The following is a 16,372-nucleotide window of genomic DNA, read 5'->3' as shown; positions in this document are numbered from 1 at the left end:
ATTATTACCCGTTCAGGCTCCGGCCGCTTCCGGCAAGGGCCCGCTCAGCAAGGAATTATCATTGAACAACTCGAGGGCCAGTTGTGCCACCTGTCCGGCAACCACTTCCTGAGGGCCTGACGCATCAACATGCTTTATGTAATCCATCCCGAAACCGGCAAAGACTTCCGCAACAGCCTGGAGAGACTCCTGCTGCTCGAAATCGTTCAGCGCCTCACCACGAAGATCCCTGATCCGCCTGACTGACTCTTCAGGAGACAGATCAAGGATAATTACCAGATCAGGAACCGGGGCAAATGCTTCATTGGCGGCAAGGATGGCCTGCGGGTCGTGCCCGGCTGCGCCCTGGTATGCGGCGGTGGAAAAATAATATCGATCGGTCAGGACCACGGCGCCTCTTTTCAATGCCGGAAGGATGAGCTCTCGCACATGTTCACGACGATCATCCATAAAAAGGGCCAGCTCTTCCTCCGGGGTCAACTGGTCGCGACTGGCGAAAAGCGACCGGATTTTCCTGCCGCAGGGGCCGTCAGTCGGTTCCCTGGTGGTGACGACATCAAATCCCCTGCCGGAAAGACAATCCGCAAGCATCCTGATCTGGGTCGATTTGCCCGTGCCGTCGATCCCTTCAAACGCTATCAATTTTCCGTAAGACATCTATCTGTAATTATAATTTTTTTGATCAAACCCAAACCGTCCATCGTGACGGTAACCACCGTCTCCACATGAGACTTCAGTTGAACAGCGTGCCTGCTCGTACCGATAAGAGCGAGCCAGCGACACTTATACCCGAAGAATGAAATAACCGCCATTCCCGGACAGACGTTGTAAGACTTTAATATATTTAATGATTTTCAGCAAACAGGGAACGGTTGATAATAATCTCTTCCGCCTGCCGGTATGCTGCCCCAAGGCTTGCCGGATCAGCCTGCCATCTGCCGGCGATATCGTAGGCCGTACCATGGTCTACCGAGGTTCTCACCAGGGGCAGGCCGAGGGTGATGTTAACCCCGTCCGCAAAATGGAGCAGCTTGAAAGGAATCAGCCCCTGGTCGTGATACATGCAGACGACCGCGTCATATTTACCCGCCACCGCCTTATTGAAAACGGTATCCGGGGGAAACGGGCCTTCGACCAGCCAGCCATCCTTTCTCGCCTGGGCCACTGCCGGGCCGATCATCTCCCGCTCCTCAGTCCCGAATATCCCGTCCTCTCCGGAATGGGGGTTCAACCCGGCAACCGCGATTCTTGGCGCGGGAATTGCAAAATCCTGTTGCAGCGAACGCCCGGTCAGGCCGATCAGATTCACGATCTTTTCCACGGAAAGAAGTTCCGGCACCGCGGCCAGGGAAACATGAATGGTGACCAGCGTCACCCGCAGGCTCTTCCCGGCAAGCATCATGGCGTGTTCGATTCCACCCGAGAGGGCGGCGAGCATTTCGGTATGCCCGGGGTAATCAAATCCGGCCTGGTTCAGGGCGCTCTTGGTGATGGGACAGGTCACCATCCCGGCCAGCACACCTTCTTTGATGAGTTTCACTGCCTCGACGATATAGCTGCCCATGGCAAGACCCGTCACCGAGTCCGGTTTCCCCCAGACAAGATCCCGGGGAAGATCGGAGAGGGGCAGAACATTGATCGCCCCGGCAACATATTTTTCTCCGGGCTGCCAGCGGACGACCCGGGTATCGCCGCCGATTCCTGCCGCACATCTCTCAAGAACACCCGGATCCCCAAGCACCACCGGCAGAAAACGGCCTGTCACCAGACCGGCATGGAAACGGACGATTATTTCCGGGCCGATCCCGACCGGACAACCCATGGTAATGCCGAGCAGTTCCGTCATCAGAAAAAATCTCCGTCCAGTTCGATAATATTCTTCACCAGTTCAAGCCGGGGTGCAGCACCATCGGTCAATACAGAAACCGCATCGAACCGGCACACTCTCTCCTGGCAATTTTCCCTGGCCATGTATTCCCTGGCCGCCCTGACCAGCTGCCGCTGTTTCCGCGAATCGATCCCCTCAAGAGGGTGGCCGCATTCCAGACCGCTTCTGGTCTTGACTTCGACAAAGACCAGGCACCGTCCCTCCTCGGCAATCAAATCTATTTCCCCGAGCTTGCCCCGGTAATTGGTTTCAAGAATCCGGTAACCGGATTTCCGCAGCAGCGCAGCGGCCAGCTCCTCGCCTCTTTTGCCAAGTGACAGACGTTTTTCAGTCATCTTTTCCCAGAAATTCCCGGACCCCCCTGAAAGACCTGCGATGGACCGGAGACGGACCGTGTTTTTCGATCAGCGCCCGGTGTTCCGCAGTGGGATACCCTTTATGCCGGGCAAAATGATACTGCGGGTACTCCCGATCCAGATCGTGCATCATTCGGTCCCGTTCCTCTTTGGCAACAATGGAAGCCGCGGCAATCGAAGCGCTCCTGGACTCACCCTTGACCAGACTCTGCTGGGAGACCTGGTGCGGAATCGTGAATTTTCCGTCCACCAGCAGAAAATCGGGAACCAACGGCAGGTTCTCCATCGCCTTCTTCATGGCCAGAAGGGAGGCGTGCAGGATATTCAGCCGGTCGATCTCTTCAACGCTGCAGACACCCACGCCGATCATGGCATCAAGCTCCCTCAGCAGCTGATAAAGATTCTCTCTGGCGGCACCGGACAGCTTCTTGGAATCCTTAAATACCGTGCAATCACAATCGCGGGGAAGAACAACACAGGCTGCCACCACCGGTCCGGCCAAGGGTCCACGCCCCGCCTCATCTGTTCCGGCAACAATTCTTACTCCGGATGCGTAGAGCTGCTTCTCGAAGGAAAAATTATCGCCAATCTCTTCCGTTGCAGATGTGAACAGGTCACCCTGAATGCTCATCTTGAAATCCGCCAAAAAAAAACCCCGCCGCAAACTTCATGGTTTGCAGCAGGGTCTATAATTCCCCGGAACACTTCCGGCCGCTTTGTCACTAGCCGAAAGCGGTAACAGTCAACCAGATAATGGCAGCAGACCTCAGTTGATGCCACGCTCCTTGATTCTGGCCGCCTTGCCACGAAGATCACGAAGGTAGTAAAGGCGGGACCGACGTACCCGGCCAAGGCTTTCAACCACTATTTTCTCGATCCTCGGTGAGTGAAGGGCGAAGGTCTTCTCAACACCGACACCATGGGAAACCTTCCGCACGGTGAAGGTCGCGTTCATGGTACCATTCTTGCGTTTGAGAACAACGCCTTTGAATATCTGGACCCTTTCCTTGGTTCCCTCAATGATCCGGATATGGACGCTGACGGTGTCGCCTGCGCGAAAGACCGGAATGTCATACCGCATATTCTCTTTTTCGATATCTGCTATTACGCTCATGCTTATTTCTCCATTATGATAAAGCCCGTCTAAAAACGGAAGCCGACAAAATAACGTATGGAACAAAAAATTTCCAGTACTGATTTAGAAAAAATCACTTTTTTTAAAAAAAAAACATAATCACCACGCTGTTTCAACCATGATCCGGTCAGGCAACAGCCAGACAGACTGGGCGGAGGCGCCATTTCACAACGCCTGAGCAACGTCGGAGTTGACGGAAGGGGCGCAAGAGCAGTCTGCGGGCTGATGACCCGAGTTCCGCTGCGCCCGGTCGAGGCAAGATCCTGAGGGAATCATCACGATTCACAACATTTCTGACCCGCTCAGCGATCCCCGAGAAGCCTGTCGAGGATTATCGAGGCGGCCGACCGGACCGACAGGTGGTTGTAGTCACCCCCGCCGACGATCGGCGGCAGAAAAGCATCAATCCGTTCAGTGACCTCCGGCGCGAGCCCCCAGCCGGTACCGAACAGGAGTAGCATCGGTTCACCGGTGAAGATTTTCTGCCGGGCATCGACATACTCCATGGTCTTCGCGTTCCGCGCCGCGCTGGTTGCGACAATGATCGGCCGCGCCCCTCTATTCCCGGCAACTTCCGTGAACAGCTCTTCCAGGTCACTGCATACGCGAACGATCGACAGCGCCTCCTTTCTCGGCTTGTTGTATTCGGACCCATGCCCGGTCTGCCAGTGATCGACAATCTCATTCACCAGCTGCTGCTGGTCTGCAAAAGGGGTCACCAGATAATACGTGCCGACCCCGAAGGTGCGCCCCGCCCGGGCAATATCGTGAATATCAAGGTTGGTGACCGCCGAGCCGATCACCTCACTGTTCCGGTTGCAGACCGGATAATGAACAAGGGCCAGATCGACTCTGATATCGTTTTCCATGGTGTCGGAATTGATAGCTGGAACCTCAAGCAGCAGAAAATTTAATCTGATGTCCTCTTCCCGAGAGCATCGACTTCAGCCAGGAGTCCATGACCGGAAAGGACCTTTCGCTCCGCCTTGGAAAAAGTGCGTCCGGCCAGCATCTCCGGCCGCTTGCGCAGGGTTTTCTTCACCGACTCGGCAAACCGCCAATCCTGGATTGCCTGATGGTCACCGGTAAGCAGCACCTCCGGCACTTCGGACCCCTGAAACTCGCGGGGCCTTGTATACTGAGGGTGCTTCAGCATCCCGCTGCTGAAAGTGTCCTGGCTTGCCGATTCGGCACACCCCAGTACCCCCGGGAGCAGCCGGGTGATGGCATCGACCATGACCATGGCCGCCAGTTCTCCCCCGGTCAGGACATAGTCGCCGATGGAGATCTCATCGTCGACAAACATTTCGCTGACCCGTTCGTCGACCCCTTCATAACGACCACAGAGAAAGACCAGATGTTTCTCCAGAGCAAGGGTCTCGGCAGTCCGCTGGGTGAAGGTTTTCCCCTGCGGGCTCAACAGGATCACCCGGGGGCGACTCTCTCCACCGGCAATACTCCGGAGTGCCGCAGCGATCGGCTCCGGCTTCATGACCATCCCTTCACCGCCCCCGAAGGGCCGGTCGTCGATCATGGTGTGCTTGTCGGTGGCAAAATCCCTGATGTTGGTAATATGGACGGTGATTCTGCCGCTCTGGACAGCGCGGCGGATAATCCCTTCCTGAAGAGGCGATTGTAACAGGTCCGGAAATATGGTCAGGATATCAAACTGCATGGCCGAGAATTTCTTGTGGAGGCTGGGGGGCTAAAAACGCCTGCAAAGGCAGACAGGGAAACTATCTGTGCGGGGCCGCCACACTACATGTCAAAAAGCCCCGGGACATCGGCGATGGTCAGGAGGCGACGATCCAGGTCGACATCAAGCATGAATTCGCGCCTGGCGGGAACGAGGTATTCACGGCCGGTACCCCGGATGACCAGCACATCGTGCCCGCCGGTAGCAAAGAGGGCCTTCACCCTGCCAAGTTTAAGGCCGCTTTCGGAGACCGCATCAAGGCCGACCAGATCATGCCAGAAAAATTCATCCGGCAGAAGTTCAGGCAGGTAGCGTCTGTCAACCCAGATCTCCAGTCCGGAAAGCTCTTCAGCCCCGTTCCGGTCATCGACCCCGGATATTTTTACAATCGCGACCTTGCCGTGCGCACTGCTGCTCTGAACCTGGTACGGTGAGTACTCACCACCTGGCGAAACTACCAGAATTTCCGGATAGCCGGAAAAATCATCCGGGTTCTCCGAATAGGGATGGACCCGGAGTTCACCTTTGATGCCGTGCGGTTTGCTAATTTTGCCGGCCTGGATATATATTTTCTGATCCGGACCGGAACCTGCGGCAGTCAAATCCACCCTGCTCCCTAATCGAGAATCTCGAGCCTCGCCCTGGCGCCAGACCTGCCGGCAGCGGCCGAAAGCAGTGCACGCATGGCACGTGCCGTCCGTCCCTGCTTACCGATGACCTTACCCAGGTCATCTTTGGCAACGCGCAGCTCGAGGACCGTGGAATCGCCCTCTTCAGTTACGTTGACCGATACGCTCTCCCGGTCATCGACGAGTGAAGTGGCGATGAATTCGATCAGTTCTTTCATAACCGGTTATTCCGCTGCCGGAGCCTCGGCAGCACATTTGCAGAGAAGGCTTTTCACGGTCTCTGTAGGCGTGGCGCCCCGATCGATCCAGAACTGGAGCTTGTCCTGTTTGATGTTTACTTCAACAGGATTTTTAAGCGGATCGTAGGTACCGACAATCTCCAGGAATTTTCCATCTCTCGGTGCTTCTGAGTTGGCGACCACGATGCGGTAAAACGGTTTTTTCTTTCTGCCCAGTCTGGTAAGACGAATTTTTACAGCCATTAATACGTTCCTCCACGTAATTTTCGACGCCCATAACCAATGCTCTCATGCACCGGCACGGTCTGATTTGAATCTATGGTTTTAATGTTACACCGGCAGGCAACGAGTGCCTCGATCCGGTTTTTTCACCCTTGCGGGCATAAGTTACGTACGAGCAGACAAGCTGCTCAACTTCAGCTTTGCACCCTTCGGGCATAAGTTTCGTACGAGCAGACGAGCTGCTCAACTTCAGCTTTGCACCCTTCGGGCATAAGTTTCGTACGAGCAGACGAGCTGCTCAACTTCAGCTTTATCTGAACATCCCTTTCGGTCTTTTTCTCTTCTTGCCGCCGGCGGCTTTTATTTTGCCGAAAGCGCCCATCCCTTTCATCTTCTTCATCATCTGCAACATATCGGAATAGTTTTTGATGACCTTGTTCACATCCTGCACCGAGGTGCCGCTCCCCCTCGCGATTCTCTGCCTGCGACTGGAGTCGATGATCTGGTACCGATGCCGCTCCTGACGGGTCATCGAATTGATGATCGCCTCGATCCTGCCCAATTCTTTTTCGTCGGGCTTGGGAATATTCTGCATCTGCTTGAGGCGGTTCATCCCCGGAACCATGCCCATCAGCTGTTCCAGGTTCCCCATTTTTTTTATCTGCTGGACCTGGTCCCGGAAGTCCTCAAGGGTGAAGGCATCCTTCCTGATCTTTTTGGCCAGCTGCTCTGCCTTCTTCTGGTCGACGACCGCTTCGGCCTTTTCGATCAGGGTCAGGACATCGCCCATCCCGAGAATCCGTGAAGCCAGCCGGTCCGGGTGAAAAACCTCAAGACCGTCCATCCCTTCGCCGACCCCGACAAACTTGATCGGCCTGCCGGTCACCTTCTTGATGGAAAGTGCGGCGCCGCCCCGGGCGTCACCATCCATCTTGGTCAGGACCACGCCGGTGACGTCAAGATCCTGATTGAATTTTTCCGCAACCGTGACCGCATCCTGCCCGGTCATCGCATCGGCAACAAACAGAATCTCGGCCGGTTTCACCTCCGCCTTGATCCTGCGGAGCTCCTCCATCAGTTCTTCATCAAGATGGAGACGACCTGCGGTATCAATCAGGACCGTGTCACAGTTCCTGAGCTTTGCCGCCGCCACCGCCGTCCGGCAGATATCGACCGGATTGTCCCCAGTCTTCGAACCGTGTACCGGGAGGGCCAGATTCGCACCGAGTACCTTGAGCTGCTCGATGGCCGCCGGCCGATACACATCGGCGGGGACCAGATAAGGCCTGCGTCCCTTGCCCTGCAATAATTTGGCGATCTTGCCGGTGGTCGTTGTTTTACCGGAACCCTGCAAACCGGCCAGCATGATCACCACCGGCTGCGGACCGCCCAACTGCAGTTCTTCGGTAGCGCCCCCCAGCAGATCAATAAGCTGCTGGTGAACGACCTTTATCACCTGCTGCCCCGGCGCGAGGCTGGTCAGAACCTCCTGACCGACCGCCTTCTCCGTCACTTCAGCGATGAAATCCTTGACAACCCTGAAGTTGACATCGGCCTCAAGGAGTGCCGTCCGGACCTCGCCCATCGCCTCGCTGATATTGCTTTCAGAGAGCTTGCCGTGGCCCCGCAGTTTCTTGAAAGTCCCGTTGAGACGGTCTGATAAGCTATCGAACATTTCTACCGAATATCAAAGCATTAAAGGCCCCGGCCCTTACCGGCGGAAGCCCGATCATTACATTGCCCCAGGAAAATCCGGAAAGATACATGGATAAGGGGGCAATGTCAAGAAACAACTTGCTGTCCCGATGCCATCCGTGAACGGGTCCGTTCAGGACAATTCCCGGCGGCACGCCTCGATCTTTTCGGGGCTGTCAATCTGGATCAGCCTGCAGTCATGGTCCCGGGGCAGGATTTTCCTGGCAAGTCCGGTCAGAACGTTTTTCGGACCGACTTCAATAAAGGTTCCAACCCCGCGGGAGAGCAGCCCGTTCATAATCTCATACCAGCGAACGGTCGAGGCGATCTGCCTGGCCATGATCTCTTTGATCTTCTGCGGCTCATTTTCCTCACCGGCAGTCACGTTGAAAAGAAGAGGGATTGCCGGGGAACTGAAACTGACCCCCCCCATGAATGCAGAGAAATCCTCAATCGCCCCGCTGACCAGAGCGCTATGCCAGGCGCCGCTGACCTTCAGGGGGATGGCCTTGCCTCCCTTTTCCGCCACAATCTCAGCGGCTGCGCTCAGGGCGGAAAGCTCGCCGGACAGGACAATCTGCTGCTCGGAGTTGTGATTGGCGGCGGTGAGAACTCCCCGGTCACTGACCGCAGCGACAATGCCCAGAACCTCATCAATCTGCAAACCTAGGACCGCATGCATCCCGCCGGGATTCTGCTCGGCCTCGCGCTCCATCAGCCGGCCCCTCTCGGTGACCAGCCTCAGGGTATCATCCTCACTGATCACCCCCGCCGCGCAGAGGGCTGCATATTCTCCAAGGCTGTGACCGGCAACATAATCAGGATTAATTCCCGCCCGGGTAAGCCCGCGCAGGGCCATCAGATTCTGAACGGTGATCGCGGGCTGCAGATGCGCGGTTCTGGTCAGCTCCTCCATCGGCCCTTCAAGGCAGAGTTTCCTGATCGGATAGCCGCTGATCGCATCAGCCTTGTCAATCAGGCTCCGAGCCTCATCGTCAGCCGCCAGAAACTCCTCACCCATGCCGACATACTGGGACCCCTGCCCGGGAAACAGAAAAGCTATCTTCTTGTTATTATTCATTTTTTATTTTTCTCCATTGCGATCATTTGTGCCGCGCACTCAACTCTATTTACTTGTTTCTTCCTGATCGTCACCAAGGGTTGCCAGCAGAAAAAGACCGACTCCGATGGTGATCGCCGAATCGGCAGCATTGAAGGCCGGCCAGTGATATCTGCCGATAAAGAAATCGAGAAAATCAACCACATGACCGAACCGAACGCGGTCGATCAGATTCCCCACCGCACCGCCGGCCACCAAACCTATTCCGGTAACATACAGAATCCCCCGGTCACGATATTGCCGGAAGGCGTATACGAGAACCACCAGGGCAATGACCGCAACCGTCCCGAAAAAAAGCTGCCGCCAGAGAGTCTGCTCTCCGGCCAGCATCCCGAAAGCCGCTCCGGTATTGGTGATGAAGATCAGATTGAACAGGCCGGGAATCACCGGTTTGATCTCAAAGGGCCGGAACGCGGTCATGATCCACAGCTTGCTGAGCTGGTCGATGATCACCACGGCGGCAGCTATCGCCAGCGGATAGAGAGGTGTCCGGATACTCATAATGCGCTGACCACCTGCAGACAGCGGTTGCAGATCAGGGGATGGACCTCGTCTGCGCCAACGGTTGTCGACCTGGTCCAGCAACGCTCGCATTTCTGCCCGGCAGCCGGTGATACCAGGATGGTCAATTCCGGGAATTCCTCGGAAACAATGCCATTTGCCGGTGGTTCATCCACCCGGTTCAGTTCCGATACAATGCTGATGGTGTGAAGAATCTGCCAGTTTTCCTCCAGAAAAGCTCCAAGCTCACCTGAAACCGCAATCTTCAGCTCAGCCTCAAGGGGATGGCCGATCACCTTTTCTTGTCGGGCCAGTTCCAGCGCCCTGGTAAACTCGCCTCTGACCCTGATCAACCTTTCCCATTTCCGGTCCAGATCACCACGCAGCCATTTCTCGCATGCTGCAGGGAATTTCGCCAGCGCAGGGTCCTCCTCGCGGGCAGGATCAGCGGGCAGATGCTCCCAGACTTCAGCTGCGGTAAAGGTAAGGACCGGCGCCATCAGCCGCACCACCGTATCCGCAATCTCGTAAAGGACGGTCTGGGCCGATCTCCTGCCCCGGGAATCGGTCCCATCCGTGTACAGCCGGTCCTTGATAATATCGAGATACAGGGCACTCATGGTCACGGTACAGAAATTGAGGAGACTGTGGAATACCACGTGAAATTCGAAAGAGTCATACGCACCGGCGACCCGTTTTTTCAATTGTTCAAGCTGGGACAGGGCCCATTGATCGATTTCAGGCAGGTCCCCATAGGCGACCCGGTTCGCGGCCGGATCAAAATCGCTGATATTGCCCAGCAGGTAGCGGATGGTATTCCGCACTTTTCGATAAGCATCGGAGAGCTGATTGATGATATTGTCGGAGATCTTGATATCATCCCGATAGTCTTCCGAGGCAACCCAGAGCCGGAGGATCTCGGCCCCGTTTTTTTCGATGATTTCTCCCGGAGCGATTACATTACCGACGCTCTTCGACATCTTGCGCCCGTTTTCATCGACCACGAAGCCGTGGGTCAGCACCCCGCGATAGGGTGGCCGCTGCCTGGTCCCAACCGAGGCGAGCAGGGAACTCTGAAACCAGCCCCGGTGCTGATCGCTGCCTTCGAGATAAAGATCGGCCGGGGAAGAAAGCTCTTCCCGTTCTTCCAGGACCGCCGCATGGCTGGTGCCGGAATCAAACCAGACATCAAGGATATCCTCTTCTTTCTCAAACTCGGCGCCGCCGCATTTCGCGCAGGTTGCCCCCTGACCCAGGAAATCCGCAAGCTCGTGGGAAAACCACGCATCGGCGCCCTCCTTGCGGAAGAGCTGATCGATCCGGCGGTTAACTTCTTCATTGTTCTGGATCTCGCCGCATCCTTTGCAGAGGATGGCGGTGATCGGCACCCCCCAGGCCCGCTGCCGCGACAGACACCAGTCGGGACGGGTCTCGACCATCCCGTAGATCCTGTCCATTCCCCAGTGGGGGATCCATTTTACTTCCCGGATGGCGGCAAGGGCCCGCTCGCGGAGATCGTTCATTTCCATCGAGATGAACCACTGTTCGGTCGCCCGGAAGATCACCGGTTTCTTACAGCGCCAGCAGTGGGGATAGCTGTGTTTCATCCGGCTGTGTCTGACCAGATGACCGCTTGCCTCAAGGTCTCTGCAGATCACCGGGTTCGCCTCCCGGATATTCATCCCCAGATACGGGCCTGCCTCGGCGGTGAAATTGCCGCCGCTGTCGACCGGGGAAAGCACCTCAAGCCCGTAGCGGGTGCCGGTGATATAGTCCTCACGGCCATGCCCCGGAGCGGTATGCACGCAGCCGGTTCCGGTTTCAAGGGTCACATAGTCGGCAAGGACCACCGGGGAGAATCGATCGAGAAACGGGTGACGGCATTTGCACCCTTCAAGCTTCTGGCCGGAAAAGGTGGCGAGTACCTTGTGCCCCTCGCTTTCAAGTTCGCTGAAGACCTTTTCAACCAGCCCCTCGGCCATGATCCAGACCTCACCTCCTGTCTCGACCGCTGCATAGGTAAAATCGGGATGCAAGGCGACCGCGAGATTGGCGGGCAGGGTCCACGGGGTCGTGGTCCAGATCACCACCGAGACCTTCCGCCCGGCAAGTTCCGGCAGATAATCACCGGGATCACCCGAAATCTCGAATTTCACATAGATCGAATCGGAGGTATGATTTTCATACTCGACTTCAGCCTCCGCCAGCGCAGTCTGGCACGACGGACACCAGTGAACCGGTTTCTTGCTGCGGACCACGGCGCCACTGGCCAGAAAAGTATTGAATTCCCGGGCGGTCGCCGCCTCGTAGGAATAGTTGATGGTCAGGTAGGGATTCTTCCAATCGCCTAGCACCCCCAACCGCTGAAACTCCGCCTTCTGGGTTTTGATCCATTTTCCGGCATAGGTGCGGCAGGCCTTGCGAAAGGCAAGTTTGCTGATCTCTTTTTTCTTGTCGCCAAGCTCCTTGTCCACATTCAGTTCAATCGGCAGTCCATGACAGTCCCACCCGGGGACAAAGGGGCAATGATAACCGGACATCCTCCTCGCGCGCAGGATGATGTCTTTCAGGATCTTGTTCAGGGCATGGCCCATGTGCAGGTGGCCATTGGCATAGGGAGGCCCGTCGTGGAGGATATAGACCGGCCTTCCGGCGGTTGCCGCCTGGACCTTTTCATAAAGCCCTTCCTTCTCCCATTTTTTCAGGAATTCAGGCTCCCGCTGGGAAAGATTGGCCTTCATCTTGAAACTGGTCTGGGGCAGATTGAGCGTTGCCCGGTAATCCATTTAGCATCTCCTGTGATCAGTATTATAATGTATATACGTCGGCCGGAAAGTTGCCGGGCGTAATCAATGGTTGCAAGCGTCCGGGTAAAATAACAGCTACTCTTCATCTTGCAAGAGTAAAGTTTTGAAATTTCACCGCTTTTTTACAAAAGCGCAGGGGCCTGTAATTGACAATGACTCGCGGTTTATCTATAATCGCCATCTTCAAACCTTAAAGAACAATCGGAGAATCAAAATGCCCAAAGTAATCGCCATGGCAGGCAAGGGAGGCGTCGGCAAAACGACCCTCTCCGCCTTGCTCCTCAAATACCTTACGGAAAAAGGACACACCCCGGTCCTGGCGGTGGACGCCGACTCCAATGCCAATCTCAACGAACTCCTGGCCATGGAGGTGGGACTCACCATCGGCGAGATCAGAAAGGAGCTGAAGAGCGAACTGCCGCCCAATATGACCCGGGACCAGTTCATGGAGATGAAGGTCCACCAGTCGATTGTCGAAGCGAAAGGGTTTGACCTGATGGCCATGGGCCAGCCGGACGGCCCGGGCTGCTATTGCGCCGCCAACCAGTACCTGGCCATGACCATGGACCATCTGGCGGAAAACTACAAATACATCCTGGTCGACAATGAGGCCGGCATGGAACACTTAAGCCGAATGAATTTGCGGAACATCGATCATCTGCTGGTGATTTCCGACCCTTCGGCCCGGGGCATCATGACCGCCGGCAGAATTTCCGACCTGACCGGACCTTTAGGCATGGAAGTGAAACATAAATGTCTGATCGTGAACCGGGTCCCGTCCCCGGCCTCCCCGGAACTCCTGGCCAAGATCAACGAGACGGTGACCGCAAGCAACCTTCCCCTCGGCGGGCTCGTCCCGGCCAGCGACGAACTGGTCAATCAGGAGATCATCGGCGGCTCCTACCTGGAACTGGGTGATGACCTTCCGGTGATCAGAGCGGCCTATGGGATTTTTGATTCGTTTATAAAATGATTTAAACAGATAAACTTCGGAAAATCGTTGTGGACCGCAACCAGAAACTCCTGCTGATTCTGATCCCCCTCCTCGTCTCGGCCTCCTTCTTCAGCGTCGCCTTCACCCCGGTGGAAGTGCTCGGCTGCCGCACCCGCGGCCTGATCGCAATCTCGATCGCCCTCCTGGCAGGGCTGGCCGGTATCTGCACCGCAATAAAAAGCTTGACCCTGCGATTCAGATCACAACCGGATTCTCATTTCTGGATCCTCAGCACCCTCATTCTGGCACTTCCGTCTTTTTATATCGTGCTGACGGAGTTGTAAACCGGGCAACGCCGGGCGAGACACTGATTAACACCATGTTTCAGCCATTGCCACTTCGACTGGATCACTCTTCGACAGACTCAGAGTGAGCGGAATTTCTATTTTCACCCATGGGGGCATAAGTCTCGATGTCTCACAAGCTCGCTTTCGCCCAGGGGCATAAGTTTCGTATAAGCAGGCACGCTGCTTAACTTAACTAATCGGGACGAGCAGGCGAGCTGCTCAACTGAAGCTTTATACCCGCTCATCCTGAGCCTGTCGAAGGATCATCCTGAGCTTGTCGAAGGATGGCCCGACTTGCTTTGCAGGTTCGGCATAAAAAAAGGCAGGGTCTCCACCCTGCCTTTTTTTATTTATTTCAAATACTTACTACCGCTTGATATTGATCAGGTCCGCGAGCATTTCATCGGTGGTGGAGATGATTTTCGAGTTCGCCTGAAAGCCTCGCTGGGTGGTGATCAGCTTGACGAATTCGGTGCCGATATCAACGTTTGACTGCTCCAGGGCGTTGGGGGCAATCGACCCGAGACCGTTCGTTCCCGGAGCGCCGGTGACCGGGGCGCCGGATTCAGTGGTTTCGGTGAAGATATTGCCCCCTTCTTTAAAGAGCCCGGCCAGGTTATTGAAGGTGGCCAGCGCCACCTGGGCCCGTTTCAGAACCTGGCCGTTGGAATACTGGCCGGTGATCACCCCGTCGGTATCGACCGAAACCGACTGCAGGAACCCGGAGGCGTAGCCATCCTGGTCCTGGAAAACGGTGGTCGAGGCATTGGCGTACTGGGTGGAGGCGAGCGCCTCGCTGTCGAAATTGGTGGTGACCACGTCCCCCGCATGGCTGCCGTCCTCCCCGCTGACATCGGCAGCGATACCGGCGAAAGCTCCCGCCCCGAATACCGCCGGCGCAGTGCCCGCTATGGAGGCGATCGCGAGCTGGCTGTTGTAACTGGCCGATCCGGATTCCCGGTCGGTAAGAACCAGACGCCCGGCATAATCAATGGCGGCTTCGGCATTGAAATTGGTTTCCAGCCAGTCCAGCAGGTCCTGCACCGTATTATTGGGCGAGTCGGTGGCGTTGACCGTGAATGTTGCCGCCACCACGGTGCCGTCCGGCTGGGCGCCGGTAAAGATCATGGTATTGTTCGCGGCCACCGGCCCTACGCCACCACTCGTATACACGCTGCCCCAGTCGGTGGCCGCCGTAATGACCGGCGGGACACCAAGGGCCGTGGTCAGGGCCCGATCGCTGGAGAGGATCTGCTCCTTGGAGGTGGTGATGTTGATCTGCGCTCCGAACGGATTGCTCATGCCGCCGACCGTGGCCGGCAGTACCGCCGATTCGGTGAAGGTGAAAGTTGTCACGGCGAGCGCGCTGTTGCCGCCACCGGTGTCTTCCAGCCTGAGCCGACCGAAGGCATCGATACTCGCCGTGCAGCCGAAGTTGGTGCCGACCGCGGTCAGAAAGTTCTGGACTTTTGTTGTCCCGTATGCGGCTCCTGAGGGCACCGTGTAGTTCCAGGCAGCAACCGCCGTCCCGTCGGGAAGATACCCGGCCATGGAGAACACGTCCCCCGGCTCCACCTGGTTGCCGCTAGCGTCAAACACCGAGTTCCAGGTGGTTTCCGAGGTGATGAAATCGGTGGTCAGCACGCTGTCGTAGACCCCGGAATCGCTTACAATCACCTGGGAAAGATTGGTGGTCTGCCCGGAATAGCGGGCCCCGAAATTGATCTCGATGGAATCGTTAGCGAGATCGCCGGTGAAATTCACATCAAAGGCATAGTAGCGGTCGGTCTGGTTCAGGACCACCCGGTTTATGGTCTGCGCCGGGTCAACCTCGCCGTCGGGCGGAACGTTAAAGGCATCAATCTGCAGAATATCGCCGGAGGTGCTGAAGTTGATCACCCCGTACTGCAAGGCGCCAGCCCCTTTATGATTCTGAAAATTGTAGGTGGTGTCCGGGGCATAGATCGTCTGATCGCTCGTGTTAAGATAGCGGAAATCCTCCGAAGGATCACAGGTAACCAGATATTCCCACTGGTTGTCGACGGTCGTCCGGTCGAAGTAGACGGTCAGGTCGTGGCTCGCGCCGATCGAGTCGTAGATCTTGACCGAGGTGGTGTACTCGTAGTTGGTGGACGAGATCGGGTCGGTCGGGTTGACGGCCGCCACGTTGGTGCCGTCCCAGGCGTCATAGAGCCTGAGCTCGGTATTTTCATTGTCCTCGCGGGAATCGATGTTGACGATGACCTCGACCCGGTCGGTTGCAACCGGCGGAGTGCTTTTGCTGATGTTGATGTCGCCGATGGTCCCTGTCCGCTCGCCGGTTGTCGCATCAAGCTGCCAGCCCTGGACAAAGTAGGCGGAAGGGTTGATCAGGTATCCTTCCTGATCGAAACGGAACTCGCCGGCCCGGGTATAGTTGTCCGCTTCGGCGTTGCCCGGTTCCCGGATCATGAAAAAGCCCTGGCCGCCGATCGCCATATCGGTCGGGTTCGAGGAACTCTCGAACGATCCCTGGGCGAACAGACCGTCAACCGTACTCAAGGTAACACCACGGCCGACCTGGGCCGAACCGGATGCGGTCGATACCGACTGCGACAATACATCCTGAAAAGTGGCCCGGCTCGATTTGAACGCGATGGTATTGACGTTGGCCACGTTGTCGCCGATGACCGACATTGAATTCCCCATGGTATTCAATCCGCTGATGCTTGAATATAACGAACTGGAAATACCCATTGCCTTACCTCCTTGTTGTCTTCCTCTAGGCCCGCCGAATCCTTCCGGCCTGGCTCATTAATAATCC

At 56.4% G+C, this 16,372-nt stretch carries 17 protein-coding genes; 2 read left to right on the top strand and 15 right to left on the bottom strand.

From position 1 onward, the window contains the following. Nucleotides 1-12: 12 nt before the first annotated feature. From tmk to ileS, 14 genes are all read right to left on the bottom strand, one after another. The gene (gene tmk / locus KKG35_04405; GenBank protein ID MBU1737360.1) at nt 13-657 is read right to left on the bottom strand and encodes a dTMP kinase; all 645 of its coding nucleotides are present in this window, start codon (nt 655-657) and stop codon (nt 13-15) included. Nucleotides 658-844: 187 nt separating this feature from the next. After that, nucleotides 845-1,846, bottom strand: coding sequence for a 4-hydroxythreonine-4-phosphate dehydrogenase PdxA (pdxA, locus tag KKG35_04400; protein MBU1737359.1), 1,002 nt, complete (start codon nt 1,844-1,846; stop codon nt 845-847). Continuing rightward, nucleotides 1,846-2,223 carry a YraN family protein gene (locus KKG35_04395; GenBank protein MBU1737358.1) on the bottom strand — a complete coding sequence of 126 codons (378 nt, stop codon included), beginning with the start codon at nt 2,221-2,223 and terminating at the stop codon, nt 1,846-1,848. Before KKG35_04395 ends, pdxA begins: the two co-directional genes overlap by 1 nt. Then, complete coding sequence (locus tag KKG35_04390) at nt 2,216-2,875, bottom strand: ribonuclease HII (protein MBU1737357.1); 660 nt, start codon at nt 2,873-2,875, stop codon at nt 2,216-2,218. Before KKG35_04390 ends, KKG35_04395 begins: the two co-directional genes overlap by 8 nt. 135 nt (nt 2,876-3,010) lie before the next feature. Then, nucleotides 3,011-3,358 carry a 50S ribosomal protein L19 gene (rplS, locus tag KKG35_04385; protein MBU1737356.1) on the bottom strand — a complete coding sequence of 116 codons (348 nt, stop codon included), beginning with the start codon at nt 3,356-3,358 and terminating at the stop codon, nt 3,011-3,013. Nucleotides 3,359-3,681: 323 nt separating this feature from the next. After that, complete coding sequence (locus tag KKG35_04380) at nt 3,682-4,248, bottom strand: RNA methyltransferase (protein ID MBU1737355.1); 567 nt, start codon at nt 4,246-4,248, stop codon at nt 3,682-3,684. 41 nt (nt 4,249-4,289) lie between these two features. After that, nucleotides 4,290-5,054, bottom strand: a complete 765-nt coding sequence (gene trmD / locus KKG35_04375) for a tRNA (guanosine(37)-N1)-methyltransferase TrmD (protein MBU1737354.1) — start codon at nt 5,052-5,054, stop codon at nt 4,290-4,292. Between the two features lie 83 nt (nt 5,055-5,137). Further along, the gene (gene rimM, locus KKG35_04370; protein MBU1737353.1) at nt 5,138-5,683 is read right to left on the bottom strand and encodes a ribosome maturation factor RimM; all 546 of its coding nucleotides are present in this window, start codon (nt 5,681-5,683) and stop codon (nt 5,138-5,140) included. Nucleotides 5,684-5,691: 8 nt separating this feature from the next. After that, nucleotides 5,692-5,922 (bottom strand): KH domain-containing protein, encoded by a 231-nt coding sequence (locus KKG35_04365; protein ID MBU1737352.1) that lies wholly within the window; start codon nt 5,920-5,922, stop codon nt 5,692-5,694. Between the two features lie 6 nt (nt 5,923-5,928). Then, nucleotides 5,929-6,186 (bottom strand): 30S ribosomal protein S16, encoded by a 258-nt coding sequence (rpsP, locus tag KKG35_04360; protein MBU1737351.1) that lies wholly within the window; start codon nt 6,184-6,186, stop codon nt 5,929-5,931. A 289-nt stretch (nt 6,187-6,475) separates the two neighbouring features. Continuing rightward, complete coding sequence (gene ffh / locus KKG35_04355; protein MBU1737350.1) at nt 6,476-7,840, bottom strand: signal recognition particle protein; 1,365 nt, start codon at nt 7,838-7,840, stop codon at nt 6,476-6,478. Between the two features lie 153 nt (nt 7,841-7,993). Beyond that, the gene (fabD, locus tag KKG35_04350) at nt 7,994-8,941 is read right to left on the bottom strand and encodes an ACP S-malonyltransferase (GenBank protein ID MBU1737349.1); all 948 of its coding nucleotides are present in this window, start codon (nt 8,939-8,941) and stop codon (nt 7,994-7,996) included. A gap of 45 nt (nt 8,942-8,986) precedes the next feature. Further along, on the bottom strand, nt 8,987-9,481 hold the full coding sequence (gene lspA / locus KKG35_04345; GenBank protein MBU1737348.1) for a signal peptidase II: 495 nt from the start codon (nt 9,479-9,481) through the stop codon (nt 8,987-8,989). Continuing rightward, complete coding sequence (ileS, locus tag KKG35_04340; GenBank protein ID MBU1737347.1) at nt 9,478-12,267, bottom strand: isoleucine--tRNA ligase; 2,790 nt, start codon at nt 12,265-12,267, stop codon at nt 9,478-9,480. The genes lspA and ileS overlap by 4 nt, the downstream gene beginning before the upstream one ends. Nucleotides 12,268-12,502: 235 nt before the next feature. Here ileS and KKG35_04335 point away from each other — a divergent pair, with 235 nt between their 5' ends. Together KKG35_04335 and KKG35_04330 are read left to right on the top strand one after the other, a co-directional pair. Next, nucleotides 12,503-13,261: an AAA family ATPase gene (locus KKG35_04335; GenBank protein ID MBU1737346.1), complete on the top strand. Its 759-nt coding sequence runs from the start codon at nt 12,503-12,505 to the stop codon at nt 13,259-13,261. A gap of 29 nt (nt 13,262-13,290) precedes the next feature. After that, nucleotides 13,291-13,566 carry a hypothetical protein gene (locus tag KKG35_04330; GenBank protein MBU1737345.1) on the top strand — a complete coding sequence of 92 codons (276 nt, stop codon included), beginning with the start codon at nt 13,291-13,293 and terminating at the stop codon, nt 13,564-13,566. A gap of 369 nt (nt 13,567-13,935) precedes the next feature. On the opposite strand, the gene KKG35_04325 is transcribed toward KKG35_04330, so the two are convergent. Beyond that, a complete protein-coding gene (locus KKG35_04325) occupies nt 13,936-16,305 on the bottom strand; it encodes a flagellar hook-basal body complex protein (protein MBU1737344.1) in 2,370 nt (789 codons plus the stop codon). Nucleotides 16,306-16,372 lie beyond the last annotated feature (67 nt).

The sequence above is a fragment of the Pseudomonadota bacterium genome (assembly GCA_018823285.1).
GTDB lineage: Bacteria > Desulfobacterota > Desulfobulbia > Desulfobulbales > JAGXFP01 > JAHJIQ01.
This window is presented reverse-complemented; position numbering and strand designations above follow the sequence as displayed.